The 24,732-nt window shown below is 66.7% G+C and carries 25 protein-coding genes; 5 read left to right on the top strand and 20 right to left on the bottom strand.

What is annotated here, in order from left to right; all coding sequences use genetic code 11:
• Positions 1-57 precede the first annotated feature (57 nt).
• Positions 58-1,296 carry an AI-2E family transporter gene (locus ACZY08_RS19650; RefSeq protein WP_463746293.1) on the top strand — a complete coding sequence of 413 codons (1,239 nt, stop codon included), beginning with the start codon at positions 58-60 and terminating at the stop codon, positions 1,294-1,296.
• Here ACZY08_RS19650 and ACZY08_RS19645 read toward each other — a convergent pair.
• Together ACZY08_RS19645 and ACZY08_RS19640 are read right to left on the bottom strand one after the other, a co-directional pair.
• Positions 1,271-2,074, bottom strand: a complete 804-nt coding sequence (locus ACZY08_RS19645) for a dienelactone hydrolase family protein (protein ID WP_463746292.1) — start codon at positions 2,072-2,074, stop codon at positions 1,271-1,273. The two genes, ACZY08_RS19650 and ACZY08_RS19645, sit on opposite strands and share 26 nt — an antisense overlap.
• A 23-nt stretch (positions 2,075-2,097) precedes the next feature.
• On the bottom strand, positions 2,098-2,736 hold the full coding sequence (locus tag ACZY08_RS19640; RefSeq protein WP_463746291.1) for a DUF4245 domain-containing protein: 639 nt from the start codon (positions 2,734-2,736) through the stop codon (positions 2,098-2,100).
• Positions 2,737-2,791: 55 nt separating this feature from the next.
• On the opposite strand from ACZY08_RS19640, the gene glpX reads away from it, so the two are divergent.
• Both glpX and ACZY08_RS19630 read left to right on the top strand, forming a co-directional pair.
• The gene (glpX, locus tag ACZY08_RS19635) at positions 2,792-3,820 is read left to right on the top strand and encodes a class II fructose-bisphosphatase (protein WP_463746290.1); all 1,029 of its coding nucleotides are present in this window, start codon (positions 2,792-2,794) and stop codon (positions 3,818-3,820) included.
• Positions 3,821-3,838: 18 nt separating this feature from the next.
• Positions 3,839-5,254 carry a class II fumarate hydratase gene (locus tag ACZY08_RS19630; RefSeq protein WP_463746289.1) on the top strand — a complete coding sequence of 472 codons (1,416 nt, stop codon included), beginning with the start codon at positions 3,839-3,841 and terminating at the stop codon, positions 5,252-5,254.
• Between the two features lie 79 nt (positions 5,255-5,333).
• Here the strand turns inward: ACZY08_RS19630 and ACZY08_RS19625 are convergent, their stop codons facing one another.
• The 10 genes from ACZY08_RS19625 to ACZY08_RS19580 all read right to left on the bottom strand — a co-directional run bounded on the left by ACZY08_RS19625 (position 5,334) and on the right by ACZY08_RS19580 (position 15,958).
• Entirely contained in the window at positions 5,334-7,055 is a 1,722-nt protein-coding gene (locus tag ACZY08_RS19625; RefSeq protein ID WP_463746288.1) for a sensor histidine kinase, read from the bottom strand.
• Between the two features lie 7 nt (positions 7,056-7,062).
• Positions 7,063-7,707 carry a hypoxia response regulator transcription factor DosR/DevR gene (gene dosR, locus ACZY08_RS19620; protein WP_463746287.1) on the bottom strand — a complete coding sequence of 215 codons (645 nt, stop codon included), beginning with the start codon at positions 7,705-7,707 and terminating at the stop codon, positions 7,063-7,065.
• Positions 7,708-7,717: 10 nt separating this feature from the next.
• Entirely contained in the window at positions 7,718-8,164 is a 447-nt protein-coding gene (locus ACZY08_RS19615) for a universal stress protein (protein WP_463746286.1), read from the bottom strand.
• A 9-nt stretch (positions 8,165-8,173) separates the two neighbouring features.
• Positions 8,174-9,154 carry an Acg family FMN-binding oxidoreductase gene (locus ACZY08_RS19610; RefSeq protein WP_463746285.1) on the bottom strand — a complete coding sequence of 327 codons (981 nt, stop codon included), beginning with the start codon at positions 9,152-9,154 and terminating at the stop codon, positions 8,174-8,176.
• A 77-nt stretch (positions 9,155-9,231) separates the two neighbouring features.
• Positions 9,232-10,116 carry a polysaccharide deacetylase family protein gene (locus ACZY08_RS19605; protein WP_463746284.1) on the bottom strand — a complete coding sequence of 295 codons (885 nt, stop codon included), beginning with the start codon at positions 10,114-10,116 and terminating at the stop codon, positions 9,232-9,234.
• Between the two features lie 72 nt (positions 10,117-10,188).
• A complete protein-coding gene (locus tag ACZY08_RS19600; protein ID WP_463746283.1) occupies positions 10,189-11,502 on the bottom strand; it encodes a PhoH family protein in 1,314 nt (437 codons plus the stop codon).
• A 200-nt stretch (positions 11,503-11,702) separates the two neighbouring features.
• Positions 11,703-12,530 carry an acyl-ACP desaturase gene (locus tag ACZY08_RS19595; RefSeq protein WP_463746282.1) on the bottom strand — a complete coding sequence of 276 codons (828 nt, stop codon included), beginning with the start codon at positions 12,528-12,530 and terminating at the stop codon, positions 11,703-11,705.
• Between the two features lie 76 nt (positions 12,531-12,606).
• The gene (locus ACZY08_RS19590) at positions 12,607-14,070 is read right to left on the bottom strand and encodes a glycine hydroxymethyltransferase (RefSeq protein WP_463746281.1); all 1,464 of its coding nucleotides are present in this window, start codon (positions 14,068-14,070) and stop codon (positions 12,607-12,609) included.
• Positions 14,071-14,141: 71 nt separating this feature from the next.
• On the bottom strand, positions 14,142-14,465 hold the full coding sequence (locus ACZY08_RS19585) for a hypothetical protein (RefSeq protein WP_463746280.1): 324 nt from the start codon (positions 14,463-14,465) through the stop codon (positions 14,142-14,144).
• Between the two features lie 251 nt (positions 14,466-14,716).
• Positions 14,717-15,958 (bottom strand): DUF885 domain-containing protein, encoded by a 1,242-nt coding sequence (locus ACZY08_RS19580; RefSeq protein WP_463746279.1) that lies wholly within the window; start codon positions 15,956-15,958, stop codon positions 14,717-14,719.
• Positions 15,959-15,988: 30 nt separating this feature from the next.
• On the opposite strand from ACZY08_RS19580, the gene coaA reads away from it, so the two are divergent.
• Positions 15,989-16,927, top strand: a complete 939-nt coding sequence (gene coaA, locus ACZY08_RS19575; RefSeq protein ID WP_463746278.1) for a type I pantothenate kinase — start codon at positions 15,989-15,991, stop codon at positions 16,925-16,927.
• A gap of 65 nt (positions 16,928-16,992) precedes the next feature.
• Here coaA and ACZY08_RS19570 read toward each other — a convergent pair whose 3' ends face one another.
• From ACZY08_RS19570 to ACZY08_RS19555, 4 genes are all read right to left on the bottom strand, one after another.
• Positions 16,993-17,403: a hypothetical protein gene (locus ACZY08_RS19570; protein WP_463746277.1), complete on the bottom strand. Its 411-nt coding sequence runs from the start codon at positions 17,401-17,403 to the stop codon at positions 16,993-16,995.
• A gap of 122 nt (positions 17,404-17,525) precedes the next feature.
• Complete coding sequence (locus tag ACZY08_RS19565; protein WP_463746276.1) at positions 17,526-17,951, bottom strand: hypothetical protein; 426 nt, start codon at positions 17,949-17,951, stop codon at positions 17,526-17,528.
• Between the two features lie 134 nt (positions 17,952-18,085).
• Complete coding sequence (locus ACZY08_RS19560; RefSeq protein ID WP_463746275.1) at positions 18,086-19,459, bottom strand: hypothetical protein; 1,374 nt, start codon at positions 19,457-19,459, stop codon at positions 18,086-18,088.
• An 18-nt stretch (positions 19,460-19,477) separates the two neighbouring features.
• On the bottom strand, positions 19,478-20,269 hold the full coding sequence (locus tag ACZY08_RS19555; protein ID WP_463746274.1) for a (2Z,6E)-farnesyl diphosphate synthase: 792 nt from the start codon (positions 20,267-20,269) through the stop codon (positions 19,478-19,480).
• A gap of 56 nt (positions 20,270-20,325) precedes the next feature.
• Here ACZY08_RS19555 and trhA point away from each other — a divergent pair, with 56 nt between their 5' ends.
• Complete coding sequence (gene trhA, locus ACZY08_RS19550) at positions 20,326-21,069, top strand: PAQR family membrane homeostasis protein TrhA (protein WP_463746273.1); 744 nt, start codon at positions 20,326-20,328, stop codon at positions 21,067-21,069.
• 60 nt (positions 21,070-21,129) lie between these two features.
• Here trhA and ACZY08_RS19545 read toward each other — a convergent pair whose 3' ends face one another.
• Genes ACZY08_RS19545 through mca form a run of 4 tightly spaced genes read right to left on the bottom strand, consistent with a single transcriptional unit; the run spans position 21,130 to position 24,673 of the window.
• Positions 21,130-21,504, bottom strand: coding sequence for a nuclear transport factor 2 family protein (locus ACZY08_RS19545; protein WP_463746272.1), 375 nt, complete (start codon positions 21,502-21,504; stop codon positions 21,130-21,132).
• A 10-nt stretch (positions 21,505-21,514) separates the two neighbouring features.
• A complete protein-coding gene (locus ACZY08_RS19540; RefSeq protein ID WP_463746271.1) occupies positions 21,515-23,545 on the bottom strand; it encodes a thioredoxin domain-containing protein in 2,031 nt (676 codons plus the stop codon).
• Positions 23,505-23,810, bottom strand: a complete 306-nt coding sequence (locus ACZY08_RS19535) for a hypothetical protein (RefSeq protein WP_463746270.1) — start codon at positions 23,808-23,810, stop codon at positions 23,505-23,507. The genes ACZY08_RS19540 and ACZY08_RS19535 overlap by 41 nt, the downstream gene beginning before the upstream one ends.
• Positions 23,807-24,673 (bottom strand): mycothiol conjugate amidase Mca, encoded by an 867-nt coding sequence (gene mca / locus ACZY08_RS19530; protein ID WP_463746269.1) that lies wholly within the window; start codon positions 24,671-24,673, stop codon positions 23,807-23,809. Before mca ends, ACZY08_RS19535 begins: the two co-directional genes overlap by 4 nt.
• Positions 24,674-24,732 lie beyond the last annotated feature (59 nt).

The raw sequence follows: 24,732 nt of genomic DNA, 5'->3' as shown, positions 1-24,732 counted from the left end.
GCCGACCGTCACGCCGGCGTGACGATAAGGTCAGCCCAACGGCGGGAAGGGTCGGAGATGAAAGACGAGTTCACCCTCACCCAGAAGCGGGCGCTGGCGGTCTTCACTGTGCTCGCCCTGTTGCTCGGGGTGTATTTCCTGCGCAGCTTCTTCGTCCTGATCGTGATGGCCGCCGTCGGCGCCTACCTGTTCACGCCCCTCTACCAACGTTTTCAGCGCCGCTTCGGCACCGGCCTGTCTGCCACACTGACGCTCTTGGTTGCCATCCTCATGGTGATCATCCCGGTGTCCCTCATCGTGTTCATGGCCATCGTCCAGGTCACCCAGCTGGTCAACACGGTCAGCTCCTGGATCGCCGACACCGACATCAGCACGCTCGGCGACCGGGCCCTGCAACTCGTCAACTCCCTGCTGGGACGGGTGCCTTTCCTGGACATCCACCTCACCGCGGATTCGTTGCGCGACACCGTGGTCAAGCTGTCTCAGCATCTCGGCGAATGGCTGCTCGGCATCCTGCAGGGCGCGGTCGGCGGCATGGTCGGCGCCATCACGTCGTCGATCATCTTTCTTTACGTGTTCATCTCGATGCTGGTGAACAACGCCGAGATGGCCACGCTGATCCGCCGGCTGAACCCGCTCGGCGAGGAGATCACCGACCTGTACCTGGCCAAGACCGGCGCCATGGTGAAGGGAACGGTCAAGGGCCAGTTCGTGATCGCGTTCTGCCAGGGCGTGGCGGGGGCCATCTCGATCTACATCGCCGGTTTCCACAACGGGTTCTTCGTGTTCGCGATCCTGCTGACCGCGCTGTCGGTCATCCCGCTCGGCGGCGGCATCGTGACCATTCCGTTCGGTATCGGAATGATGTTCTTCGGCAACATCATCGGCGGAATCTTCGTGGTGGTGTTCCACCTTTTGGTGGTCACCAACATCGACAACCTGCTGCGTCCGTGGCTGGTGCCCAAGGCCGCCCGGCTCGACCCCGCACTGATGCTGCTGGCCGTGTTCGCCGGCATCTCGATGTTCGGCTTCTTCGGTCTGGTGATCGGGCCGGTCCTGATGATCATCATCGTCACCACCGTCAGCGTGTACCTGGCCGTCTACAAGGGCGTCGAGCTCGAGACCGACGAGCCCGACGAACCGGGCCGGCGGCCATGGCGACGGGTGTGGGAGTGGATCCAGAAACGGCTCGGACGCAAGGACGATGCACCCCGAGACGTGCCCGAAGCCAAGACGGAAACCGACGCTGAACCGTCAGCCGCACCTCCGCCTAATTCGCGCTCAGACGCGCAGTGAGAAACGCGACCACGCGCTTACGCGCCTCATAGGCCGGATGCCCGTCGACCTCGCGTACCTGGTCGGTCAGCACCGAGTGCGCCGCCGCCGACAGACCGTCGGGGTTGCCCTTCTTCGAGTTGATCTCGATGACCTCGAATGCGTCACCGAGGCGGGCCTTGAGAGTGGCGAACCGCTCCCCCGGAGCCAGCTTGTCCTGGCTGAACCGCAGCGCCAGCGCGCACAGGCCGTCATTGGCGACGCGCTGTTCGATGACCTTGAGCTCGGCCTCCGACATGCCCGGGTCACGTTTCTGCGCCGCGGTCAAGGCCACCGGCACCGACGGCTGGCTCAGCACGGGCGCCAGCACGCTGTCGTCCACCGCGGCGGCAAGCGCGAAACCGCCCGTGAAGCACTGTCCGATGACGCCGACACCCTTACCTGGGGTGTTGGCGTTGAGATCGCGGGCCAGTGCCCGCAGGTAGTGCGCGACGGGCCGGTCGGCGTTGGTGGCGAACGCTGAAAACTCCCGTGTCACACAAGCCTTCACCATGACTCCGATGGCGCCTGGGCGTACCGCGGCCGCGCCTGGGGTGCCGAACAGTGATGGTGCGGCCACCGTGAAGCCGTTGTCCACCAGGTGATTGCCAAGCGCGAGTACGCCGGGATGCAGGCCGGGAATCTCGGGAATCAGGACGACACCGGGGCCTTCGCCCTTGCGGTACACGTCGTACGTCTGATCGGCGGCGGTGAACGGGGTGGCGGTCCATCCGGTGAGATCTGCAACTGGCGACGACAACACGGGCTCCATCCGTTAGTGCGTCACGGCCTCTTGAGCGGCAGCGGCGACTGCTTCTGCGTCGCACTCGCCAGCGTACGGTACTCATCGGTACCAGCGGCGCCCGTAATGGCGACCTGTGCCGGTCCGCTCAGCTTCGTCGTCCACACCGGTTCCGGGTCGCTGCTCTCGTAGACCACCCAGGTCACCCCGTCGACGTCCTGGGTACCCGACGCGTATGCATCCGGTTTGATCGAGGCCACCAGCGCGGCTTCGTCGGCATTGCTCTGGGTCAGGCTCAGGTACTTGCCGTCCGGGGCCAGGTAGCCGATGCGTGAGGCCACCGCACGGCCGTGCTGGCCGTTGGGCAGCGTCGCACCGCCGTCGATGCCGTGGCGACTGCCGGAGTTCGGCTGCCAGCCCTCGGGCAGCTGGGGCATCCGGATGGGGATCTTCAGCGCGTCGGCGTCGGCCTGCAGCGCGGCCGGCGCATCGAATTCCGGGGCCGGGCCACGCCCGGGTCCACCGGCCTGAAACGAGCACATGCCCAGCATCCCGGCCAGTACGATGCAGGCCACGACCAGCGGGGCCATCGACCAGAACATGTCCCGGCCGTCCTGCAGTAACCGCGACTTCGCCGGTTTCGGGACCGGGGTCGGCTGGGAGGTCGGCTCGGAGGACATGCTCGCCAGTATCCCAGCTCCCAAACCCTGACCACGTTCTGGGACAATCTGGGCCATGAGTCCCACGCGGGGAGAAGCCCCGGATCGCAACCTTGCCCTCGAACTCGTCCGAGTGACCGAGGCCGGCGCCATGGCAGCAGGCCGCTGGGTCGGCCGCGGTGACAAGGAAGGCGGCGACGGGGCCGCTGTCGACGCCATGCGGGAGCTGGTCAACTCGGTGTCGATGCGCGGAGTCGTGGTGATCGGTGAGGGCGAGAAAGACGAAGCACCGATGCTCTTCAACGGTGAAGAGGTCGGCAACGGCGACGGGCCGGAGTGCGATTTCGCCGTCGACCCGGTGGATGGCACCACGCTGATGAGCAAGGGCATGCCGAACGCCATCTCGGTTCTGGCGGTTGCCGAGCGGGGCGCGATGTTCGACCCGTCGGCGGTGTTCTACATGAACAAGATCGCCGTTGGGCCGGACTGTGCCGACGCGATCGACATCACTGCCCCGATCGGCGAGAACATCCGGCGGGTGGCCAAGGTGCGTGGAGCCTCGGTGAGCGATCTGACCGTGTGCATCCTGGACCGGCCCCGCCATGCCCAGTTGATCGAGGATGCCCGCGCCGCAGGTGCCCGTATCCGGCTGATCACCGACGGCGACGTCGCCGGCGCCATCTCGGCCTGCCGCCCCAACTCCGGCACCGACATCCTGGCCGGCATCGGCGGCACCCCCGAGGGCATCATCGCCGCAGCCGCGATCCGCTGCATGGGCGGCGCGATCCAGGCCCAGCTGGCCCCGACCGACGACGCCGAACGTCAGAAGGCCGTCGACGCCGGCTATGACCTGGACCAGGTGCTGTCGACCGACGACCTGGTCTCGGGTGAGAACGTCTTCTTCTGCGCCACCGGCGTCACCGACGGCGACCTGCTCAAGGGCGTGCAGTACTACCCCGGCGGGTGCACCACCCAGTCCATCGTGATGCGGTCCAAGTCCGGCACCGTCCGCATGATCGAGGCCTACCACCGGCTGACGAAGCTCAACGAGTATTCCGCCATCGATTTCACCGGCGACAAGACCGCCGCCTACCCGCTCCCGTAATTCGCCAGAAAGGGCAACATGAGCACCGATACCGACGGAGCTGTCGAGTACCGCATCGAGCACGACACCATGGGCGAGGTCCGGGTGCCGGTCAACGCCCTGTGGCGGGCGCAGACCCAGCGCGCCGTGGAGAACTTCCCGATCTCCTTCCGCGGGCTGGAGCGCACCCAGATCCGGGCGCTGGGCCTGCTGAAGGCCGCCTGCGCGCAGGTCAACAAGGACCTGGGTCTGCTGGCCGGCGAGAAGGCCGACGCCATCATCGCCGCGGCCGGCGAGATCGCCGACGGCCTGCACGACGACCAGTTCCCGATCGACGTGTTCCAGACCGGCTCGGGCACCAGCTCGAACATGAACACCAACGAGGTGATCGCCTCGATCGCCGCACGCAACGGCGTGACCGTGCATCCGAACGACGACGTGAACATGTCGCAGAGCTCCAACGACACGTTCCCGACGGCCACCCACATTGCGGCCACCGAAGCCGCTGTGCGCCACTTGATTCCGGCACTCGAGGTGCTGCACGAGTCGCTGGCTGCCAAGGCCAAGCAGTGGAAGACCGTGGTGAAGTCCGGCCGCACCCACCTGATGGACGCGGTGCCGGTGACGCTGGGCCAGGAGTTCGGCGGCTACGCCCGCCAGATCGAGGCCGGCATAGAAAGGGTGCGCGGGTGCCTTCCCCGCCTCGGCGAGCTCGCCATCGGCGGTACCGCGGTGGGCACCGGACTCAACGCCCCCGACGGCTTCGGCCCCAAGGTGGTCGAGGTACTGGTCAACCAGACCGGCTTGGCCGAATTGCGCACCGCCGCAGACTCGTTCGAGGCCCAGGCGGCCCGTGACGGGCTGGTCGAGGCGTCGGGCGCGCTGAAGACCATCGCCGCGTCGCTGACCAAGATCGCCAACGACGTGCGCTGGATGGGTTCAGGTCCGCTGACCGGGCTAGGCGAGATCCAGTTGCCGGACCTGCAGCCGGGCAGCTCGATCATGCCGGGCAAGGTCAATCCGGTTCTGCCCGAGGCGGTTACCCAGGTCGCCGCACAGGTCATCGGCAACGATGCCGCCGTCACCGTCGGCGGTCTGTCGGGTGCGTTCGAGCTCAACGTCTACATCCCGATGATGGCCCGCAACGTGCTGGAGTCGTTCACCCTGCTGAGCAATGTGTCCCGGTTGTTCGCCGAGAAGTGCATCGACGGCCTGGTGGCCAACGAGGATCACCTGCGCACGCTGGCCGAGTCGTCGCCGTCGATCGTGACGCCGCTGAACTCGGCGATCGGCTATGAGGAGGCCGCCAAGGTCGCCAAGCAGGCGCTCAAGGAGAAGAAGACCATCCGCCAGACCGTGATCGACCGCGGCCTGATCGGCGACAAGCTGAGCGAGGCCGAGCTGGACAAGCGCCTCGACGTGCTCGCCATGGCGAAGGTGAAGGACGGCGAGTAACCCCTCACCTTCTCTGCGCGAGCAGACAGAAAACTGCCCATTTTCTTCGGAAGATGGGCAGTTTTGCGTCTGCTCGGCATTAATCCGGAAGCGGTGCGGCCCAACGCAACACGGTCCCGCCACCGGGCCGGTCGGTCACGATGAACGTGCCGCCCGCACTCAACGCGCGGGCCCGCAGATTCCCCAGCCCGCTCTCGGTGACCTCGGCGGCGATCCCGCAGCCGTTGTCGGACACCTCGATCGACAGGTCGTCGGCCACCTCCACGACGACAGTGAGTTCACTTGCCCCCGAATGGCGGACCGCATTGCTGATCGCCTCGCGCAGCACCGCCTCGGCGTGATCGGCCAGGGTCGCCTCGACCACCGAGAGCGGACCGACGAACCGCGTCCCGATGTGTACCGGCGCGTCGGCCAACTGGGCGATCACCTCATCGAGCCGCTGCCGCAGCCGCGTCGTACCGTCCTGGGCACCGTGCAGGTCGAAGATCGCGGACCGGATTTCCTGGATCACCGCCTGCAGATCGTCGACGGTGTCGGTGAGCCGTCGCTGCACCTCAGGCGACTGCGTCCGCGGGATAGTGCCCTGTAGCGAAAGGCCCACGGCGAACAGCCGCTGGATCACGTGGTCGTGCAGATCCCTGGCGATCCGGTCGCGATCGGCCAGGATCTCCAGCTCCCGCACGCTCCGCTGCGAGCTGGCCAACTGCCACGCCACCGCGGCCTGGTCGGCGAACGCGGCGGCCATGTCGAGCTGTTCGGCGGTGAAGGACTGGGCTCCGTCAGCGCGCACCGCCACCAGCACGCCGGCAACGGTGTCGATGGTGCGCAGCGGCAGCACCAGCGCCGGGCCACCCGAGCCGTCCAGCTCTAGGCGGTCCAGCCGGTGCGGTGTGCCGTCGCGGAACGCCGCGCCGACTGCGTCGTCGGCCGCCTGGCCCAACGGAATCGAGTCGATCGTGGTCGTGCTGCCCGCGGTCGCGGCCACGACGAGGATGTCGGCCTCACCCGCAGCGACATCGCTGCCGGGCACGGCGACCACGATGCGTTCGGCACCGGTCAGCTTGAGCGCCTCGTCGGCGACCATCCGGAACACCGTGGCCGGATCGGTGCCGCCGAGCAACTCGGTGCCGATGTCGCGGGTGGCCGCGATCCAGGCTTGCCGGTCACGGGACAGCTGGTAGAGCCTGGCGTTCTCCACCGCCACTCCCGCAGCTGCCGCCAGGGCCCCGACGAGCACCTCGTCGTCCTCGGTGAACGGCTGTCCGTTCGTCTTCTCGGTGAGGTAGAGATTGCCGAACACCTCGTCGCGGATGCGCACCGGGACACCGAGAAAGGTCCGCATCGGCGGATGGTTCGGCGGGAACCCGACCGACGCGGGGTGCTGGTGAATGTCCTCGAGCCGGATCGGTTCGGGATCGTCGATCAGCACGCCCAGCACACCGCGCCCCTCAGGCAGATGCCCGATCAGGGCTCGGGTTTCGTCGTCGATGCCCTGATAGACGAACTCCGTCAGCTCATGGTCGTCGCCACGGACACCCAGCGCGCCATAGCGGGCGTCGACCAGCTCGATCGCGGTTCGCACGATGGTGCTCAGTGTGACCTCGAGGTCCAGGCCCGAGGTCACCGCGAGCATGGCTTCGACGAGGCCGTCGATCCGGTCGCGGCCGGTGATGATCTGCTCGACACGGTCCTGGACCTCGGTGAGCAGTTCGCGCAACCGCAACTGCGACAGAGTGTTCCGCAACGACGTGTTGGGCGACTCGTCGTCGGGCCCTGCGCCGTGTCCGGTCACCTCAGCCACGCCGGCATCATCGCTGACGATCGCGACGCTCGATGGTGGAGGCGAAGACCGCGGCCTGGGTGCGACGTTCCATGCCCAGCTTGGCCAGCAACCGCGACACGTAGTTCTTGACGGTCTTCTCGGCGAGGAACATCCGGGCCGCGATCTGCCGGTTGGTCAGACCCTCCGCCAGCAGGTCGAGCAGCACCCGTTCCTGCTGGGTCAGCCCGGCCAACGGGTCGGACCGCTCGGCATCGCCGCGCAGTTTCGCCATCAGTGCGGTGGCGGCGCGGTTGTCCAGTAACGACTTCCCGGCCCCCACGTCCTTGATCGCCTGGGCCAGCTCCATCCCCTTGATGTCTTTGACCACATAGCCGCTGGCGCCGGCGAGGATCGCGTCCAGCATCGCCTCGTCAGAGGTGAAAGACGTCAGCATCAGGCAACGCAGATCGGGCATGCGCGACAGCAGTTCCCGGCACAGTTCGATGCCGTTGCCGTCGGGCAACCGGACGTCGAGCACCGCGACGTCCGGCTTCAGGGCCGGCACCCGGGCAAGCGCCTGGGCCACCGAATCGGCCTCGCCGATCACGTCCAGCTCCGGGTCGGCGCTGAGCAGGTCGATCAGCCCACGGCGAACCACCTCGTGGTCATCGACCAGAAAGACCCTGATCATTCCCCGAGTCTCACAACCGGGGACGCCGGCCGCAAGTGACCACCGTGCAACCCGAGGAGGCCAACGCGGTCCCCAACTCGGGTGAATCGGGCTGGTCGGCACCGAGCACGAGCATCTGGGCCGCCTCCGGGTGTGCCGTCAGGTATTCCGCAGCGCTGCCGTAGCCGTCGATGCTCTGCACATCGAGGTCCGGAAAGCGTTTCAGCGCACGGGCGAGCCGGCGCTCCAGCTGCGCCGCCGACAACCGGTCACGCTCGGCTACAGCGGTCGCGTCGTACATCGCGCGATGCCGGGCTCCCCAAGTGGTCAGCACCCGCAGCGGTGCGCCACGTCCCGCGGCCTCCTCGATCGCGGTGTGCAGCGCGTCGTTGCTGGCGGCGCGGCCGTCGGCTTCGACCACGACGGCCGCACCAGCGGCGGTAGCTGTGGCGGCGGGGGCGATCATGGTGTCGGTCATGGTCATCTCCTATTCGAAGGTCAGGATGGTGTCGACGGGGCGGCGCGCCGTGGGCGGCGGTGCGTCGGTGAGCGTCGGGGCGATGCCGATCCGTACCAGCAGTTGCGGGCAGGCGTCGCGGTCGATCAGGCCGGCGATGATGTCGCGGCTGGCGTGCAACTCGGTCACGTGGCTCACCGGGCAGGTGCTGAGACCCGAGAGCGTGCACTCCAGCAGCAGCGCCGAGAGTGCCTCGCCCGCGTCGAGGGCGTCTACGCGGCTGTACCCGTCAGTGGACAGTACGACCAGCGTGGCTGAATCATCGCGGACGGTGGGCCTCCGATCGCTGTGTGCGGTGACCGGGAAAGTGCGCGCCACTGCCACCCGCTCACTTTCGGCGGCCGAGACCAGGGAGCTCTGCGGGATGCCATCTTCGGTCGCGAACGGCGTTGTCCACCAAGCCAGTTCGGCGTGATAGGCGGAATCGTAGAGACGCAGTGACTCGGTCAGCTCCGCCGCCTCGGCCACGATGCCACGCATGTCCTCGGCCACCACGTCCAGATGTACCGGGCTGTCGGACATCCGCGCCCGCAACAACGTTTCGAAGGAATCCCAGTCCACGTACCCGGTCATCGGCAGGCGATCGGTGCGCCGGGCCAGGATCGCATCGGCCCGCCTGCGGTGGGCATCGGTGACGAAGTCCATCGGCGAGAACTGAAGCGTCGCCAGATGGTCGAGGTCGTTCGGGTTGGGAAAACGATCGACGGCAGTCTCCCAACCGGCCGCGGCCATGGCGACCCGCAGATGGTCCAGCAGCACACCGCAGCTGATGATCGCTTCACGCGAGGACCGGTCGGTCGCGGTCACCACCCGGTTGGGATCGAGATGAAGATGCAGGCAATCACCTTGGGCCACCAGCCGCCACGGTTGGGTGTTGTGCAGGGAAGGTGCCCGCGATGCCAACTGCACCACACGGGTGAGGGTCGCTGTATCGAACATCGTGTGAGGCATGCTGCAAGCCTCGTCGTGCCCGGGCCCGCCGGTTAGGGTCTTTGGTCCTCAACCCGACGCGATGTGTGTCTCAGTTGTCAGGCACCGTTGTTGGGGCCACCCGAATTCGCCCCGGGGATATCGGTGATCGGGAAGTTCGGCATCGGCGCGGGCGACGGTGTCGCGGGCAGCGCGGGGATCTCCTCCGGCGGGATGTCCTTGAGCGCCTCTGCCGGCGGCACGGGCGGGCCGTTGTCCCGGCTGCCGTAACTGGTCCCCGGCTCACGCTCACCGAGCATGTGGCTGACGGTCACCAGGTGATAACCGTTCGCCTTGAGTACCGGGATGAACTGCTGCACCAGGTCGACGGTGGACGAGTAGGTGTCATGAAAAAGTACGACATTATTGGGCCTGATCTGCGTCATCAGCATGTAGCGGGTCGCAGCGATGTTGGCGTCGTTGGCCCAGTCGAACGGGATGACGTCCCAGTTGATGTCGGCCAACCCCTGCTTGCGGGCCTCGGCGAGCACCTGGTCGTTGATCAAGCCGCCCGCTGTGCGCACGAGCTTCGGCCGGTGTCCCGTGGCCTTCTCGATGGCGTCGTTGGCCTTCCTGAACTGCGCCGGGATCTCCTCAGGCGGGATGGTCGTCATGTTGGGGTGTTCCCAGGTGTGGCTGCCCAGCTCCATCCCGGCCTCGACCACCCGCCTGGCACCCTCGGGATTGGCGGCGACCTTGTTGCCAATCTCGAAGAATGTGGCCTTGGCGTCGTTGTCCTTGAGGATCTGCAGGAGCCGGTCGGTGTACGGGCCGGGGCCGTCGTCGAAGGTCAGTGCGATGCACTTCTCCGTCGCGCAGTCCACGTGATCGGGGTCGTCCCGGCGGATGTGCCCGGTGAGCACCCCGACCACCAGGACCACGATGGCGGCGGTCACGCCGACTACGGTCCACCGCCACGCCTGACTATTGGGTAGCCTCGCCACCCCGGCAGCCTACCGGCCTGCGATTTGTGTGCGTTTACCGGCGGTGAGCGCCGGTAAACGCACACAAATCACTCAGGGCAGGGCGCCGGGACTGAACTCCTCCAGCATTTCGGTGACCAGCGCGGCGATCGGCGAGCGTTCGCTGCGCTGCAACGTGATGTGGGCGAACAAGGGGTGACCCTTGAGCTTCTCGATCACCGCCGCGACGCCGTCGTGGCGGCCCACCCGCAGGTTGTCCCGTTGGGCCACATCATGAGTGAGCACCACTCGCGAGCCCGCTCCCAGCCGCGAGAGCACGGTCAGCAGCACATTGCGCTCCAACGACTGCGCCTCGTCGACGATCACGAACGAGTCGTGCAGCGAACGGCCCCGAATGTGGGTCAGCGGAAGCACTTCCAGCATTCCGCGGGAAAGCACCTCTTCCAGCACCGCCGGGCTCGCCAGCCCCTCAAGAGTGTCGAAGACAGCTTGAGCCCAGGGGCCCATCTTCTCGCTCTCACTGCCCGGCAGGTAGCCGAGGTCCTGTCCACCGACGGCATACAGCGGACGGAACACCACGACCTTGCGCTGGGTCCGGCGTTCGAGTACCGCTTCCAGACCCGCGCACAGAGCGAGTGCGGATTTGCCGGTGCCGGCCTTGCCGCCGAGCGAGACGATCCCGACGGATTCGTCGAGCAGCAGATCGAGGGCTACGCGCTGTTCGGCTGACCTTCCCCGGAGGCCGAACACTTCGCGATCACCACGCACCAACTGCACCCGCTTCTCGGCGTTGACCCGGCCGAGCGCCGAAGAGCTGCCACCGAGCAACCGAATTCCGGTGTGGCAGGGCAGATCCCGAGCTTCTGCGACATCGATCTCGCCGTCGGCGAACAAGGTGTCGATTTCCTCGGCCGCCACGTCCAGCTCGGCCATGCCGGTCCAGCCGGACACCACGACATCCTGTGCGTGATACTCGTCGGCAGCCAGGCCAACCGCGCCGGCTTTGACCCGCAGCGGGATGTCCTTGCTCACCAACGTAACTCGCTTACCCTCTGCAGCGAGGTTGGCTGCGCAGGCCAGTATCCGGGTGTCGTTGGTGTCGGTGCGGAAGCCCGCGGGCAGGACTGACGGGTCGATGTGATTCAACTCGACCTGCAGCGAACCGCCTTCTGCCCCAACGGGAATCGGCTGATCCAGCCTCCCGTGCTCAAGCCGCAGATCGTCGAACATCCGCAGCGCCTGCCGGGCGAACCAGCCCAGCTCGTGGTGATGCCGTTTGGCCTCCAGCTCGCTGATCACGACCAGCGGGACCACCACTTCGTGCTCGGCGAACCGGTTGCATGCCCATGGATCGGACAGCAACACGGACGTGTCGAGCACATAGGTACGGACAGGCGAATCAGTCACGTGGCGCTCCTAGAACCCGCGCGGCCCCACACGAGTTGCTCGGTGGACACTGCGGCACCAGGACCGGAGCCGGTCCTCTCGTGATCTAACCGATCGGTACCGTCCGGACAGCAGAGCATGTCGCTAGCCATCGGATTTGACGCTACTCCCGCCGCGGCGGGGTTGCTGGCTGGCGCGCCGCGTGTATGACGCCCGGCGCGTTACGTGTTGATGAACTCCTGGAGTTGGGGTTCATCGGCCAGCCCCCAGGCGGTGATCCGGTCGGAGATGACCTTCGCCAGAGCTGCCTTGTCGAAGATGCCGGACTGGGCCACCAGGGCGACCTTGTCCTGGTAGGCGTCGATGTCAGCGCCGATCACATCGAGCTCACGGGCGCGGGCGGCAACGGCCGCGACAGTCTCGTCGCGGTGGGTGCCCAGCAGGTGCGACACGAGGTTGGCGAAGAACAGCTCGTGGCGCTCCTCGTCGCGGACGATGCGGTCGACCATCGCGCCCAGCACCGGCTCGGTGACCTGCGCCCGCAGGTTGCGGGTGAACACCGCGTGCGCGCGCTCGAAGAACGCCATGAACACCAGCGTCTCGATCTGGCTGTAGCTGTCGGCGCGGTAACCCTTCATCACGTGCTCGACGCGGACGTCCTCGTTTGCCGTCGGGTCGATCTCACGGGTGACGACGAGGTAGTTGCGCAGCGCGACGGCGTGCAGGTGCTCCTCGGCCGTCCAGCGGCCCAGGAACCGGCCCCACTTGTCCTCGAGAATGAAGTGCTCGACGAGCTCGCGGTGATATCCCGAGAGGTTGTCCTTGGTGATCAGCAGGATCTCCAGGGCGTCGGTGACGGTCTTGGGCAACGTCACCTGCGAGGGATCCCAGTCCTGGCCACCGAGGAAGGCGAAATTCTCGCCCTGGTCGAACGGCACGTAATCGTGCGCGTACCAGAGATCCTCGGTATCCAGGTGGCGACGCAGCTCGGCCTCGACAACGGGCTCAAGCTCCAAGGTCAGCGCATTAGCGACAGGTTTCTGTGCCATGAGGTAACTGTAACCCGGGTTTACAGGTTTCTGAAACTCAGCCCACTGTGATTCCGACGGCCCCGCTCAGCCCCGATCAGAGGGTCAGGCCCGGATACAGCGGGTTGGCGTCGAGCAGCTCGGCCGAGGCCGCGTGCACGCGCTCGGCGGTGCCGTCGGCCAGCTTGTACTTGGCTTTTGACGTCCCTTCGGGCTGAGTGTTGGACAGCACCTCGACGATCAGCTCGGCGACGCGATCGAAGTCGTCGGCGCCGAATCCGCGGCTCGTCAGCGCCGGGGTCCCCAGCCGGATGCCGCTGGTGTACCAGGCGCCGTTGGGGTCGGCCGGGACCGAGTTGCGATTGGTGACGACGCCGGCGTCCAGCAGCGCGGACTCGGCCTGCCGGCCGGTCAGCCCGAACGAGCGCACGTCCAGCAGCACGATGTGGTTGTCGGTGCCACCGGTGACCAGACCCGCATCACGTTTGACGAAGCCGTCGGCCAGCGCCTGCGCGTTGTCGGCGACCTGCTGTGCGTAGGACTGGAACGCCGGCTGGCGCGCCTCGGCCAGGGCGACGGCCTTGGCCGCCATGACGTGGCTCAGCGGCCCGCCCAGCACCATCGGGCAGCCCTTGTCGACGGCCGGCGCGAACTCTTCGGTGGCCAGCACCATGCCGCCACGCGGACCGCGCAGCGACTTGTGGGTGGTGGTCGTGGTGACGTGGGCGTGCGGCACCGGGTTCTCGTCACCGGTGAACACCTTGCCCGCCACCAGGCCGGCGAAGTGTGCCATGTCGACCATGAGGGTGGCGCCGACCTCGTCGGCGATCTCACGCATCTTTGCGAAGTTCACCCGACGCGGGTAGGCCGAGTAACCGGCGACCAGGATCAGCGGCTTGAATTCGCGAGCCGCGGCGGCGACGGCGTCGTAGTCGAGGAACCCCGTCTCGGGATTGGTGCCGTAACTGCGCTGGTGGAACATCTTGCCGGAGATGTTCGGCCGGAACCCGTGGGTGAGGTGTCCCCCGGCGTCGAGCGACATGCCGAGCAGTCGCTGGTTGCCCAGCTTGTTGCGCAGCGTCTCCCAGTCGGCCTCGGACAGGTCGTTGACGTGCTTGGCGCCGAAATTGGCGAGCTCGGGTGCCTCGACTCGAGTGGCCAGAATCGCCCAGAAGGCAACCAGATTGGCGTCGATACCCGAGTGCGGCTGTACGTAGGCGTACGGGGCGCCGAACAGTTCGCGGGCATGCTCGGCGGCCAGGGCCTCGACGGTGTCGACGTTCTGGCAGCCTGCGTAGAAGCGGTGCCCGACGGTGCCCTCGGCGTACTTGTCGGAGAACCAGGTGCCCATGGTGAGCAGTACCGCCGGGGAGGCGTAATTCTCGCTGGCGATCAGCTTCAGCGAATCGCGTTGATCGGCAAGCTCTTTGCGGGTGGCTGCCGCGATCCGGGGCTCGACGGATTCGATGACCTGCAACGCAGCCTGGTAAGCGGCACTTGAGGTGTCGGCGTAATCAGCGCCGGAAGCCGCGGGCAAGGTGGAGGACGGGTCTGCTGCCATGCCTTTTAGCCTAGTCGGAGCGGTTGTGGCCGTTGACCGGACCCGGGCCGGGACAACCGGCGGTGGTCAGATCACTCGGCGGTGTGGTTCCAGGCGCCGCCGGCCTTGCCATTGGCATAGCCTCCGCCCGGCCATCCCTTGCTCCAGTCGTGACCGGCCCAGGCACCTCCGGGCCAACCCGTGCTCCAGTCATGGCCGGCCCACGCACCGCCGGGCCAGGGGCTCACCAGGCCAGGCGTGGGCGGGTCCACCGTCTCGCCATTCAGAATCACGACGGGGTCGGCATTGGCCGCCACCGCGGGTCCGACGAATGCGGCCAGCGACATCGAGCCCGCTGCTACGACCACACCGGCCAGGTACTTGACCCGGTTCGATTGCGTGCTTGTTGCAGACATGTCGACTCCCTTGCTGCCGCCTGGTTCCGTCGCACGATGCTCAGCAAACACTCTACTCTTCGGCAACAAGCCCGATCAAGCTGTCGGGCGGGTGGGAATCCTTGACCGGCCGCCGCCCGCATCAAGGTCAGTATTTGCACATTCAACAGTACTTTTCAGCAGCGGATCGACTGCCCGGCCCAAACACTCAGATGGCACGAGCACCGAAAGGCGTGAGCTAGCTCAGCAAAGCAACTGAGCCACTCGCGAGCCTAAACCCCCAGCGTCGACGGGATCAGCGGCTCATCGAGGAGCCGACCGAAGCGCTGGGTCAGCGTGACGCCGGCGGGACGGTCGTCCAACCATCGGCGCAGCAGCCGGTACCCCTCGATGTAGGTGCTCGTATAGGCCCGCCACAACGGCGACGACAGGAACCGCAGCATCTGCCTGGCCCGTACGTCGTCGACCAGAAGCCACCGTTTGAGGAACTCCACCACCTCGTCGACGTCGCGATGCTCGTCGTGCAGCATCAGCGCCGCGTCCTGGCGCACGTCGGCCAGCCCGGCCACCGCCTCCGAGATCACCTCGGCACGCTCCCCGTCGAACCGAAGTCCCACGTCGGCGTAGATGTCGGCAGCCCACGTGCCCCAACCCGGCCCGACGATCGCATGCAACGCCAGGTCGGCCAGACCCTCGGCCATCAGGCACTGCGGGGTGTTGACGAGGAAGATCGTCTGTTCCAGCTGATTGTCGCGGGCGACCAGCCCGGCTTCCTTCCTGCAGTGCTCGGTGTGATGACCGGGGTAAGACTCGTGGGCCACCAGTCGGGGCAGGTTGGCCATCTGCTGTTTGAGGTCGGCGTTGACCGCGACGGTGGACTTGTAGTCACCGAGGTAGTAGTTGAACCCCGACCACGGTTTGTCGGTGACCACCTCGTAGGTGATGGTCTCGGTCTCCGGCAGCGGGTACGCGGCGCGCACCTTGTCGCGCAAGGCCGAGGAGAACGCGTGCATGCACTCCTCCAGCCGGGCCGGCGGGATCTCGTCCCCGCTGCGGTGCGCCTGAATCCGCTCGGCCAGTGGCCCGGCGCCACCGAGTGCCTCATCGAGCTTGGCGTGGGCCTGGCGGTATTTCTCCGGATCGCCCTTGCTGATCCTGACATCGAAATAGGCCTGCACCTCGTCTACGAATCCGACCTGCTCACCGGCGAACTTGCGGCCCGCGCAGTTGAGCGCCCGCAGATGCGCGGCAATGTATTCGGCGCGGTCGCGGTCGAGGTCGTCGGGGATCTGGGCCAGTAGCCGATCCGCTTGCCGAGCAAGATCGGCCGGGTCCGGCGCAGGCTCGTTCTCGACCGCACGGCGTAGTTGTGGGTCACCGGTGAAGGAGTCGACGTAACCGTCCTCGACGCGGTCGAAGCGCAGGCCGAGGAGCAGATATTCGCGAATGAGAGTGGCCGCGTCCGTCACTGTGTCGGTTCCGGAGCCCGTCTTTTTCTCGATCCCGTTAGCCATGCCCCCAACCGTAGATGTAAGACTGATCGGATGCCGCGGCCGAGCGAGCCGAGCCCCTATGTGGAGTTCGACCGAAGTCAATGGCGTGCACTGCGCATGTCGACACCGCTGAAACTCACCGAGGACGAGCTGCTGCGCCTGCGGGGTATGGGCGAGAAACTCGACATTCTCGAGGTCGAAGAGGTCTATCTGCCCCTGGCCCGGTTGATCCACCTCCAGGTGGCCGCCCGGCAGCGTTTGTTCGCCGTAACTTCGGAGTTCCTCGGTGAGCCGCAGCAGAATCCGGACCGACCCGTGCCGTTCGTCATCGGCGTCGCGGGCAGCGTGGCAGTCGGGAAATCGACCACCGCCCGTGTGCTGCAGGCCCTGCTGGCCCGCTGGGGTCACCATCCCCGCGTGGATCTGGTGACCACCGACGGGTTCCTCTACCCCAACAACGAGCTCAACCGCCGGAACCTCATGCACCGCAAGGGGTTCCCGGAGAGCTACGACCGGCGCGGGTTGATGCGGTTCGTCACCGCGGTGAAATCGGGCGCCGACGAAGTCTGTGCGCCGGTGTATTCACACCTGCTCTACGACATCGTGCCGGGCGAGAAGCAGGTGGTGCGGCATCCGGACATTCTGATCCTGGAGGGCCTCAACGTCCTGCAGACCGGACCGGCGCTGATGGTTTCGGACCTGTTCGATTTCTCGGTGTACGTCGACGCACGTATCGAGGACATCGAACAGTGGTACATCTCGCGGTTCCTGACGATGCGCTCGACGGCGTTCGCCGATCCCGCCTCGCACTTCCACCATTACTCGACCCTGACCGATGAGCAGGCGGTGTTCGCAGCCCGTGACATCTGGCATTCGATCAACCGGCCCAACCTGATCGAGAACATCCTGCCGACCCGGCCGCGCGCCACCCTGGTGCTTCGCAAGGACGCCGACCATTCGATCAACCGGTTGCGACTGCGCAAGCTGTAGCGGCTCGGGCATCGGGTCGCAGACAGCGCCCAGAGCCTGGGCCCTGGGCGCTGTACGGCGAAAGATCAGGCCGGGATGCGCTTGACCCCGACGTACTGCCATTCGGCCATCGCCAACGTGTATATGCCGGTGGCGATGATGAATACGACGCCCGCAGTCGTCGGCGCCATGGTGAAAACGGCGACCAGGGCGATCACCGTGCACGTCGCGTTGGCGATCACGGTGCCGATGCCGGCGGGACGCACCCGCTCAATCCCGGCCAGGGCGAACACCGCGATGCCGTAGACGACCGAGAAGATGCCGACGCCGTATTCGACGGATGCCGGCAGCCCGGTGAGATCTGCGAACCACCCGGCCGCGGCCAGCAGTGCGATCCCGCTGATGCCGACAAGGACTGCGTCCAGCCGCATTGCCAGGCGCAGCAGCGAATCGGTTCTCTTGGTGCCTGCGGATCCGGTGGCGGTGATGGCGGTCATGATTCTCCTTCTTTCCGGTGGTGTTCTCGTGTCGTGCAATCACTTCGGGTGGTGGAGCACGGTGCGGGGATACGCGTCGTAACCTCTTCCGCCGGCACCCCCGCACCGGCTCTCCGACGGAGTCACGCCAGGCGGCGCACTCCGCGGTATTGCAGCCAGGCCAGTACTGCGGTGGCACTGACGAATCCGAGTACCAACTCGTTCCCGGTCCCGGTCAACGCCAGCCGGCCGGTCGCGATGGCGACGACCGTGACGATCGCGAAGGCCACGTTGCCGACGAGGACGCCGACGCCGACGCGCCGGACCCGCGACACCGCGGCCAGGCCGTACAGCAGGACGCCGTAGGCGACGAGTGCGCCGCCGACGAGCCACCCGGCCGTGGCCGACAGACCGGCGATGCGGGCCAGCTGATCGGCGGCCATGGACGCCAGCAGGCCAACGCCGGCGCACACGGTGGCATCAGCGCGCAGAGCGAATCTCAGCAGGGAAGCTTCCGAAGCCGAGTCGGTGGTGGAGTCGGCCAAAGGTTGGTTCAGCGTGGCGGTCATGTCGGGCTCCTCGGGACGAGGGTGTCGATTGGTGGGACACCTCCGACCCTGCCCAGCGGGCGCTGCCAGATCGACGCCAAACACTGCCAAGCACTGCCAAACCCAGGTCAGGCGGTTTCTGGAGTGGGAACTCCCTATCGGCCCGTGGAGCCGACTGCCGGCGCCAGATCGCCGCGCAAGTCCGCGGCGATCACGCGCGCCGCCGCGTTCTGCCAGTTGTGCAGTGACCGCTGCGGCACCTCGGTGACGAACCACTGCCAGGCCTGCCGTGCCACCGGGTCCAGCCCAGCAGCGGTGGCGTTCTGCGCATAGGCGCGGACCCCGACGACGTACGGGAAGTACAGCGAGTTGTAGTGGCGCCACTGCTCGGTGGTGCCGAAGTCACCGCTGTCGCGAGGCTTGAGTGCGGCGATGCGGTCGGCCAGCAACGCCTTGAGTTCGTTCGCGCGCTCCAGTGGCTGATCGGGCGCCCCGCGTTGGGTGAGCCGGGCGTCGATGGCGGGCAACGAGGTCAGCGGGCTGGCGACCAGCTTGGACAGATCGCCGTAATGGCCGAGGGCACGACGGGTGAGTCGGGCGAAGGCGTCGTCGTCGATGCCACCCAGCGGGTGATCCGATCGCAGCGGCAGCGCAGCCTCGGTCTGGCGCAACGCTTCACGATCAGCGCGCAGGTCCGGAGACCGCGCGAATGCCAGCCGGTCGAACAGCCCGGCCAGCGGATCGGCCAGCACTTCCACGGCGACCGCGACAGCCAGGCTGGTGAACAGCAGGATCGTCATGACGGTGCGGCCGGTCCCGGCGTCGAGCACATACATGCCGATCAGAGCCTGGGCAGCGAACGGAACAGCGATCACCAGCGTGCCGATGATCGAGCGGCGCATGTCCGCACGTAACGCCTGTCCTTCGTCGAACGCATCCCAGATCGCGACCGCCACGCCGAGCAGAGCGACGTCGAATCCGGTGGAGGCCAACGCCAACCAGCTGGGCACCAACCCGAGCGGGATCACCAGGATCGCGTTGCCCAGTGCGAAGAACAGCGTCGCGACGATGATGAAGCCCACGACAGATCCCGGTTTCGCGCCGCCGACCACCGCCTTGATCATGGCGCCCAGCGAGGACACCGAGATGACCGCGAACATCACCCAGTGACCGGTCCGCAACGGCCCGTCGACGCTGCCCGCCAGCGCCGCCCCGGCGAACGCCAGCACCGCCACGGCGAAGATCGCCGCGATCTCACCCACGCGGGACCGGAACGTATCGGCAGGGCGAGCAAGTTCGACCATCACTGCGAACCAGGCGATACCCGGCACCGCGACGAGATAGATCTCGACGCGACTGAGCGTTTCCGAGCCGGTGACGAGCCGGACCGCATCGAGCGCGACCACGAGCGCGAAACTGGTCAGCCCGATCGCCGCGAGGGCCAGGACGGGCTTACGCGGGTCGCGGGCGAGAAGGTAGAGCCCCAGCCACCAGCTGAGGGTGAAAACCACTGCCGACAGCGCAGCCATGCCTCAAGTCTGGCACGCCTACTTTCCGAAGCGACGATGCCGGGCGGTGTAATCGCGCAATGCGCGCAGGAAGTCGACACGACGGAACGCCGGCCAGTACGCCTCGGTGAACCACATCTCCGAATATGCGCTCTGCCACAACAGGAATCCACTGAGCCGTTGCTCACCCGAGGTGCGGATGACAAGGTCCGGATCGGGTTGGCCCGAGGTGTAGAGGTTCTCCGAGATCCCCTCGACGGTGACGGATTCGACGAGTTGTTCGGCGGTGGCACCGTTGGCAAGTTGCTTCGACAGGAGTGAGCGCACGGCGTCGACGATCTCCTGACGTCCGCCGTAGGCGACGGCGACGTTCACGTGGAACTTCCCGCCCCTGCCGTTCGTCGATTCGACGGCCTCGCGCAATCGACGGGCCGGCTCCTCCCCCAACAACTCCAGGTCACCGACGGTGCGCACAGTCCAGGTGTTCGACGGGGCGCAGATCTCCTCGACCACGTCGGTGATGATCTCCAGCAGGGCGGACAGCTCATCGGGATCGCGCTGCAGGTTCTCGGTCGAGAGCAGATAGACCGTCGTCATCTCGATGCCGGCGGCCTGGCACCAGCGCAGCATCTCGGCGATCTTGGCGGCGCCCATCCGGTAGCCGATGCTGACATCGTCGTAACCTGCGTCACGCGCCCAGCGGCGGTTGCCGTCACACAGCACGGCGATATGGCGAGGTAGCTCGGATTTGGACCGCGTCAGTTCCTGACGCAACCGCATCTCGTAGAGCCGATAGGCCGGTTCCTTGAGCCGCGGGGGAATGATGTCCACGAGAGTCCAGACTACTGTGAGCGTCGGGGTACACCATGGTTCTCAATGGAGGTGACATGACCGCGCCGACTGGTAGCACCAAGCCCTACCGTTCAGCAGCCGCGCTGAACCGGCCTGCAGAAGACCTGCCCGAGGCTGTCGCCGAAGGCGTCGCCCAGTTCCTGGGTCGGCCGCGGGCACGCGGCTGGATCCACGTGTACTCGGCGTTCATCGCGTTCATCGCCGGTGCCGCGCTGGTGTCGGTCTCGTGGTCGCTGGAGTCCACCCGGGCCGGGCTGGCCACGCTGCTCTACACATTCACGATCGTGGCGATGTTCGCCGTCAGCGGCACGTATCACCGGGTGACGTGGAAGTCACCCGGCGCCCGCAAATGGATGAAGCGCCTCGACCACTCGATGATCTTCATCTTCATCGCCGGCAGTTACACCCCGTTCGCGCTACTGGCGCTGCCCGAATCCAAAGGCATGGTGCTGTTCTGGATCGTATGGGGTGGGGCGATCGCCGGTGTGTTGCTCAAGATGTTCTGGCCGTCGGCACCACGCTGGCTGGGCGTCCCGCTCTACATCCTGCTGGGCTGGGTCGCGGCCTGGTTCATCGGGCCGATCATGCACGGAGCCGGGGTGGCCGCGGTGGTGCTGCTGATCGTCGGCGGCGCGCTCTACAGCATCGGCGGCGTGCTCTACGCGCTCAAATGGCCCAACCCGTGGCCCACCACGTTCGGCCATCACGAGTTCTTCCACGCCTGCACCGCGGTGGCAGCGATCTGCCATTACATCGCCATGTGGTTCGCCGTCTTCTGATTCTCTTCGGCAAGAGGCCCCGCACCACGACGAAGTGATGCGGGGCCGAAGACAACGCTTTTAGAGCGTGACGGCGTCGGCCTGCGACCAGTAGGCCTTCATCGCGGTGATCTTGCCCTCGCCGTTGAACACCATCACATCGATGGGCTCGATTCGCATGCTGCTGGTGCCGAAGTCCAGCGTGAGCCGGAAGTGGAAAGCGGCCTCGTGACCGGCCACCCGCAGCGTCACCAACTCAGCCTTGCCTTTGACGTTCTCGACGTTGGCGTAGAAGCCGCGGATGGCAGCGCGTCCGATGTGGACCTCACCGCCGCCCACCGGATCCTCGACGGTCGCGTCGTCCGCGTACAGCTCGGCGATTTCGTCAGCAGTTCCGCTGGAGACCAATTCGAGGTAGCGATTGACGGTCTGGGTGATTTGCTCGGCGTTGGGCATGGCCGCGAGGCTACACGGCACCACTTCCGCCGTCTGGTGGTTGGCCACCCAGTGAGACTGCGAGATCCCCGACCGTCGTGACCGGCAGATCGCACACCGTCCCGCGGCACACGTAGGCGGCGTCGGCGCCGGCCACCCGGTCGCGTCCCCGAAGCAACGGCGAGGAGTCTGCGGCGCCCCCGATCACCAGCGCCCCACCGGGTGCCAACCGGCGCGCGGCGCCCAACAGCGGCGACGACGGATCGCCGGCCACCGCGATCTGGATGGGCCCGCGGACCTGCGCCTCGGCCACCGCCAGCCAGTGCCCACCGGAGCGCGCCGCGCGAGCCAGGATCGGCGAGGCCGACGACAAAGTCGCCTGTGCCGCATCCACATAGCGCTGCGAGCCGATCAGGTACCCCGCCGCCAGCAGGGCCTCGGCGATCAGCGACGCGCCCGACGGTGTCGCACCGTCGATCGCGTCGGAGGGACGCACCATCAGCTGCTCGGCGTCGTCAGCCGTATCGAACCAACGGCCCGGCTGATCGGGATCGGCAAAACGTTCGAGCGCGATATCCAACAGACCAACCGCCTCGTCCAACCCGAACCCGGTGAGCTGGTGCAGCGTCAGCAATGCGGTGGCCAATGCCGCGTGATCCTCGAGAATCGCCGCACTTTCCCCGACCCTGCCGCCCAGGCTGGCTCGGCGCAGCCGACCGTCCACCATGTGGAGGTCCAACAGACGACGTGCGCATTCTACTGCCGCAGAAAGTAATTCGGGCCGCCCGAGGGCCACGGAGGCTTCGGCCAGCGCCGTGATGGCCAGGCCGTTCCAGGCGGTCACCACCTTGTCGTCTCGAGCCGGTTGGGGCCGCAGGGCGCGTGCCGCCGACAATCTGGCGCGCACCGACTCGAAGCGCGCATCGTCGTCCGGGTCGCGGTGCAGTTGCAGCACCGAAGCGCCATGCTCAAAGGTGCCGCGCTCGGACACCCCGAAAAGTGAAGCCGCCCAAGCTCCGTCGTCCTCACCCAATACGGAGCGCAACTCAGCCGGAGTCCACACGTAGGTCAGCCCTTCGTGCCCACCGGCGTCGGCATCCAGCGAGGAGGTGAACATGGCACCCGTACCCAGATCTGATGTGATGAACGCGGCCGTCTCCGCAGTCACCCTGCGCGCCAACGGATCCCCGGTGCGCCGCGTCAGGTGGGCATAGGCGCGCAACAGCAACGCGTTGTCGTAGAGCATCTTCTCGAAGTGCGGCACCACCCACTGCGGATCGACGCTGTAGCGGGCGAATCCCCCGGCCAGCTGGTCGTAGACACCGCCACGGGCCATCGCGGCACATGTCCGCTCGACGGCCCCCAACGCAGCGCCCGAACCCGTGCGTTCGTGGTGGCGCAGCAGCCCTTCCAACAACGCCGAGGGTGGGAACTTGGGCGCACCGCCAAAGCCGCCGTGCGCCACGTCTTCGTCGTTCAGCACGGCGGCCACCGCGTGATTGCACAGCTCGGGCCCCACCGGCGCCCCGCCGCCGGGTAGCCCGGCCGACATCGAGCGCAGTTCGTCGGCGATCTGATCGGAGGCGCGCTCGACCTCGTCTCGCCGGTCCCGCCACGTTTCGGCGACCGCGTCCAAAAGTTGCAGGAACCCGAGCTTCGGGTAGTAGGTCCCGCAGAAGAACGGCCGGCCATCCGGGGTCAGGAAGCAGGTCATCGGCCAGCCGCCCTGCCCGGTGAGGGCGACGGTGGCGTTCATGTAGACCGCGTCCAGATCCGGACGCTCCTCGCGGTCGACCTTGATGCAGACGAATCCGTCATTGAGCACCGCGGCCACGTCGGCATCTTCGAACGATTCATGCGCCATCACATGGCACCAGTGGCAGGCCGCATATCCGATGGACAACAGGATGGGGACGTCCCGCGAGGCGGCCTCAGCGAGCGCCTCGGGCGACCATTGCCGCCAGTGCACCGGGTTGTCGGCGTGCTGGCGCAGGTACGGGCTGGTGGACCCGCCGAGCGCGTTACCCGCTACCGGGCTCACGGGGCGGACCTTGATGGTCATCGGGTGCGCTGTTCACCGCGCCGTCGTCGTCGGTGTTCTCCACCGTGCCTTCGTCGGCAGCCTGGTCGGGCTCGGGGTGTTCCCGGTCGAAGGACTCGGGCAGCTTGCGCAGGTGGCGGTTCATCGACCACACCAGCGCGAAGGTGCCGATCAGCAGCGCCACCGTGACCAAGAGGCCGAGCGGTGTCGCCTTACCGAACTCCGGGCCGGTATTTCGTGGCTCGTCGGCGAGCAGTGTGATCACTGCGGTCAAAGTGTCGATCATTTCTCAATCCCGGTGAACAGGTCGTCTTCCGGCAGATTCACCGGAACACGCGACCGCGCCAACTCGAACTCCTCAGTCGGCCAGAGCCGCTGCTGCCACTCGATCGGCGCATGGAAGAAATCGCCTTTCGGGTCGATCTGGGTCGCGTGTGCGCGCAGCGCATCGTCACGCTGACTGAAGTACTCCGAGCATTCAACACGGGTGGTGACCCGGTTGGCGAACGGGTCATGGTCGGGGTCCCAGTGCTCCAGCCATTTGCCGAAGGGCCCCTGCCGACCGTCCTTGGCGAACTCGTCCTGCAGCAGTTGCATGCGCTCACGCAGGAAACCGTGGTTGTAATACAGCTTCGACACGTTCCACGGCGTCCCGGCATCGGGATACAGCCGGTAGTCGCCGGCCGCCTCGTAGGCCGCCACCGAGACCTCGTGGCAGCGGATGTGGTCGGGGTGGGGGTAACCACCGTTCTCGTCATAGGTGGTCAGCACGTGCGGCTGGAACTCCCGGATCACCCGGACCAGGCGGCCGACCGGCTCGGCGAGCGGCACACACGCGAAACAGCCGTCCGGCAGCGGGGGCATCGGATCACCCTCGGGTAGGCCCGAGTCGACAAATCCCAGCCAGTGATGCTCGACGCCGAGGATCTCCGCGGCCTTGGCCATCTCGTCCCGGCGCACCTCGCTGATCCGGCCGTGGACCTCGGGGAGGTCCATCGCCGGATTGAGTATGTCTCCGCGCTCGCCACCGGTGAGCGTCACGACCATGACGCGCACACCTTCGGCCGCATAGCGCGCGGTAGTTGCCGCACCCTTGCTGGACTCGTCGTCCGGGTGGGCATGTACCGCCATCAACCGCAGTTCACTCATTTCGCTTTCATCTAACTACGGCGCCCTCTTACCTATGCCCGATACCTGGCCCACGACCC

The sequence above is a fragment of the Mycobacterium sp. IDUB_9 genome (assembly GCF_055419505.1).
Note: the sequence above shows the minus strand (reverse complement) of the source record. Positions and strands in the feature narration are given on the sequence as shown.

Excerpts from the sequence above, each read along its gene's own strand:
- ACZY08_RS19590 (WP_463746281.1), bottom strand. The coding sequence starts at position 14,070 with ATGGCAGCAGACCCGTCCTCCACCTTGCCCGCGGCTTCCGGCGCTGAT.
- ACZY08_RS19565 (WP_463746276.1), bottom strand. The coding sequence starts at position 17,951 with ATGACCGCCACGCTGAACCAACCTTTGGCCGACTCCACCACCGACTCG.
- coaA (WP_463746278.1), top strand. The coding sequence starts at position 15,989 with ATGCCGCGGCCGAGCGAGCCGAGCCCCTATGTGGAGTTCGACCGAAGT.
- ACZY08_RS19540 (WP_463746271.1), bottom strand. The coding sequence starts at position 23,545 with ATGACCATCAAGGTCCGCCCCGTGAGCCCGGTAGCGGGTAACGCGCTC.
- glpX (WP_463746290.1), top strand. The coding sequence starts at position 2,792 with ATGAGTCCCACGCGGGGAGAAGCCCCGGATCGCAACCTTGCCCTCGAA.
- ACZY08_RS19545 (WP_463746272.1), bottom strand. The coding sequence starts at position 21,504 with ATGCCCAACGCCGAGCAAATCACCCAGACCGTCAATCGCTACCTCGAA.
- ACZY08_RS19560 (WP_463746275.1), bottom strand. The coding sequence starts at position 19,459 with ATGGCTGCGCTGTCGGCAGTGGTTTTCACCCTCAGCTGGTGGCTGGGG.
- ACZY08_RS19595 (WP_463746282.1), bottom strand. The coding sequence starts at position 12,530 with ATGGCACAGAAACCTGTCGCTAATGCGCTGACCTTGGAGCTTGAGCCC.
- ACZY08_RS19650 (WP_463746293.1), top strand. The coding sequence starts at position 58 with ATGAAAGACGAGTTCACCCTCACCCAGAAGCGGGCGCTGGCGGTCTTC.
- ACZY08_RS19535 (WP_463746270.1), bottom strand. The coding sequence starts at position 23,810 with ATGATCGACACTTTGACCGCAGTGATCACACTGCTCGCCGACGAGCCA.
- ACZY08_RS19615 (WP_463746286.1), bottom strand. The coding sequence starts at position 8,164 with ATGACCGACACCATGATCGCCCCCGCCGCCACAGCTACCGCCGCTGGT.
- ACZY08_RS19610 (WP_463746285.1), bottom strand. The coding sequence starts at position 9,154 with ATGCCTCACACGATGTTCGATACAGCGACCCTCACCCGTGTGGTGCAG.
- ACZY08_RS19640 (WP_463746291.1), bottom strand. The coding sequence starts at position 2,736 with ATGTCCTCCGAGCCGACCTCCCAGCCGACCCCGGTCCCGAAACCGGCG.
- ACZY08_RS19630 (WP_463746289.1), top strand. The coding sequence starts at position 3,839 with ATGAGCACCGATACCGACGGAGCTGTCGAGTACCGCATCGAGCACGAC.
- ACZY08_RS19585 (WP_463746280.1), bottom strand. The coding sequence starts at position 14,465 with ATGTCTGCAACAAGCACGCAATCGAACCGGGTCAAGTACCTGGCCGGT.
- ACZY08_RS19580 (WP_463746279.1), bottom strand. The coding sequence starts at position 15,958 with ATGGCTAACGGGATCGAGAAAAAGACGGGCTCCGGAACCGACACAGTG.
- trhA (WP_463746273.1), top strand. The coding sequence starts at position 20,326 with ATGACCGCGCCGACTGGTAGCACCAAGCCCTACCGTTCAGCAGCCGCG.
- mca (WP_463746269.1), bottom strand. The coding sequence starts at position 24,673 with ATGAGTGAACTGCGGTTGATGGCGGTACATGCCCACCCGGACGACGAG.
- dosR (WP_463746287.1), bottom strand. The coding sequence starts at position 7,707 with ATGATCAGGGTCTTTCTGGTCGATGACCACGAGGTGGTTCGCCGTGGG.
- ACZY08_RS19570 (WP_463746277.1), bottom strand. The coding sequence starts at position 17,403 with ATGACCGCCATCACCGCCACCGGATCCGCAGGCACCAAGAGAACCGAT.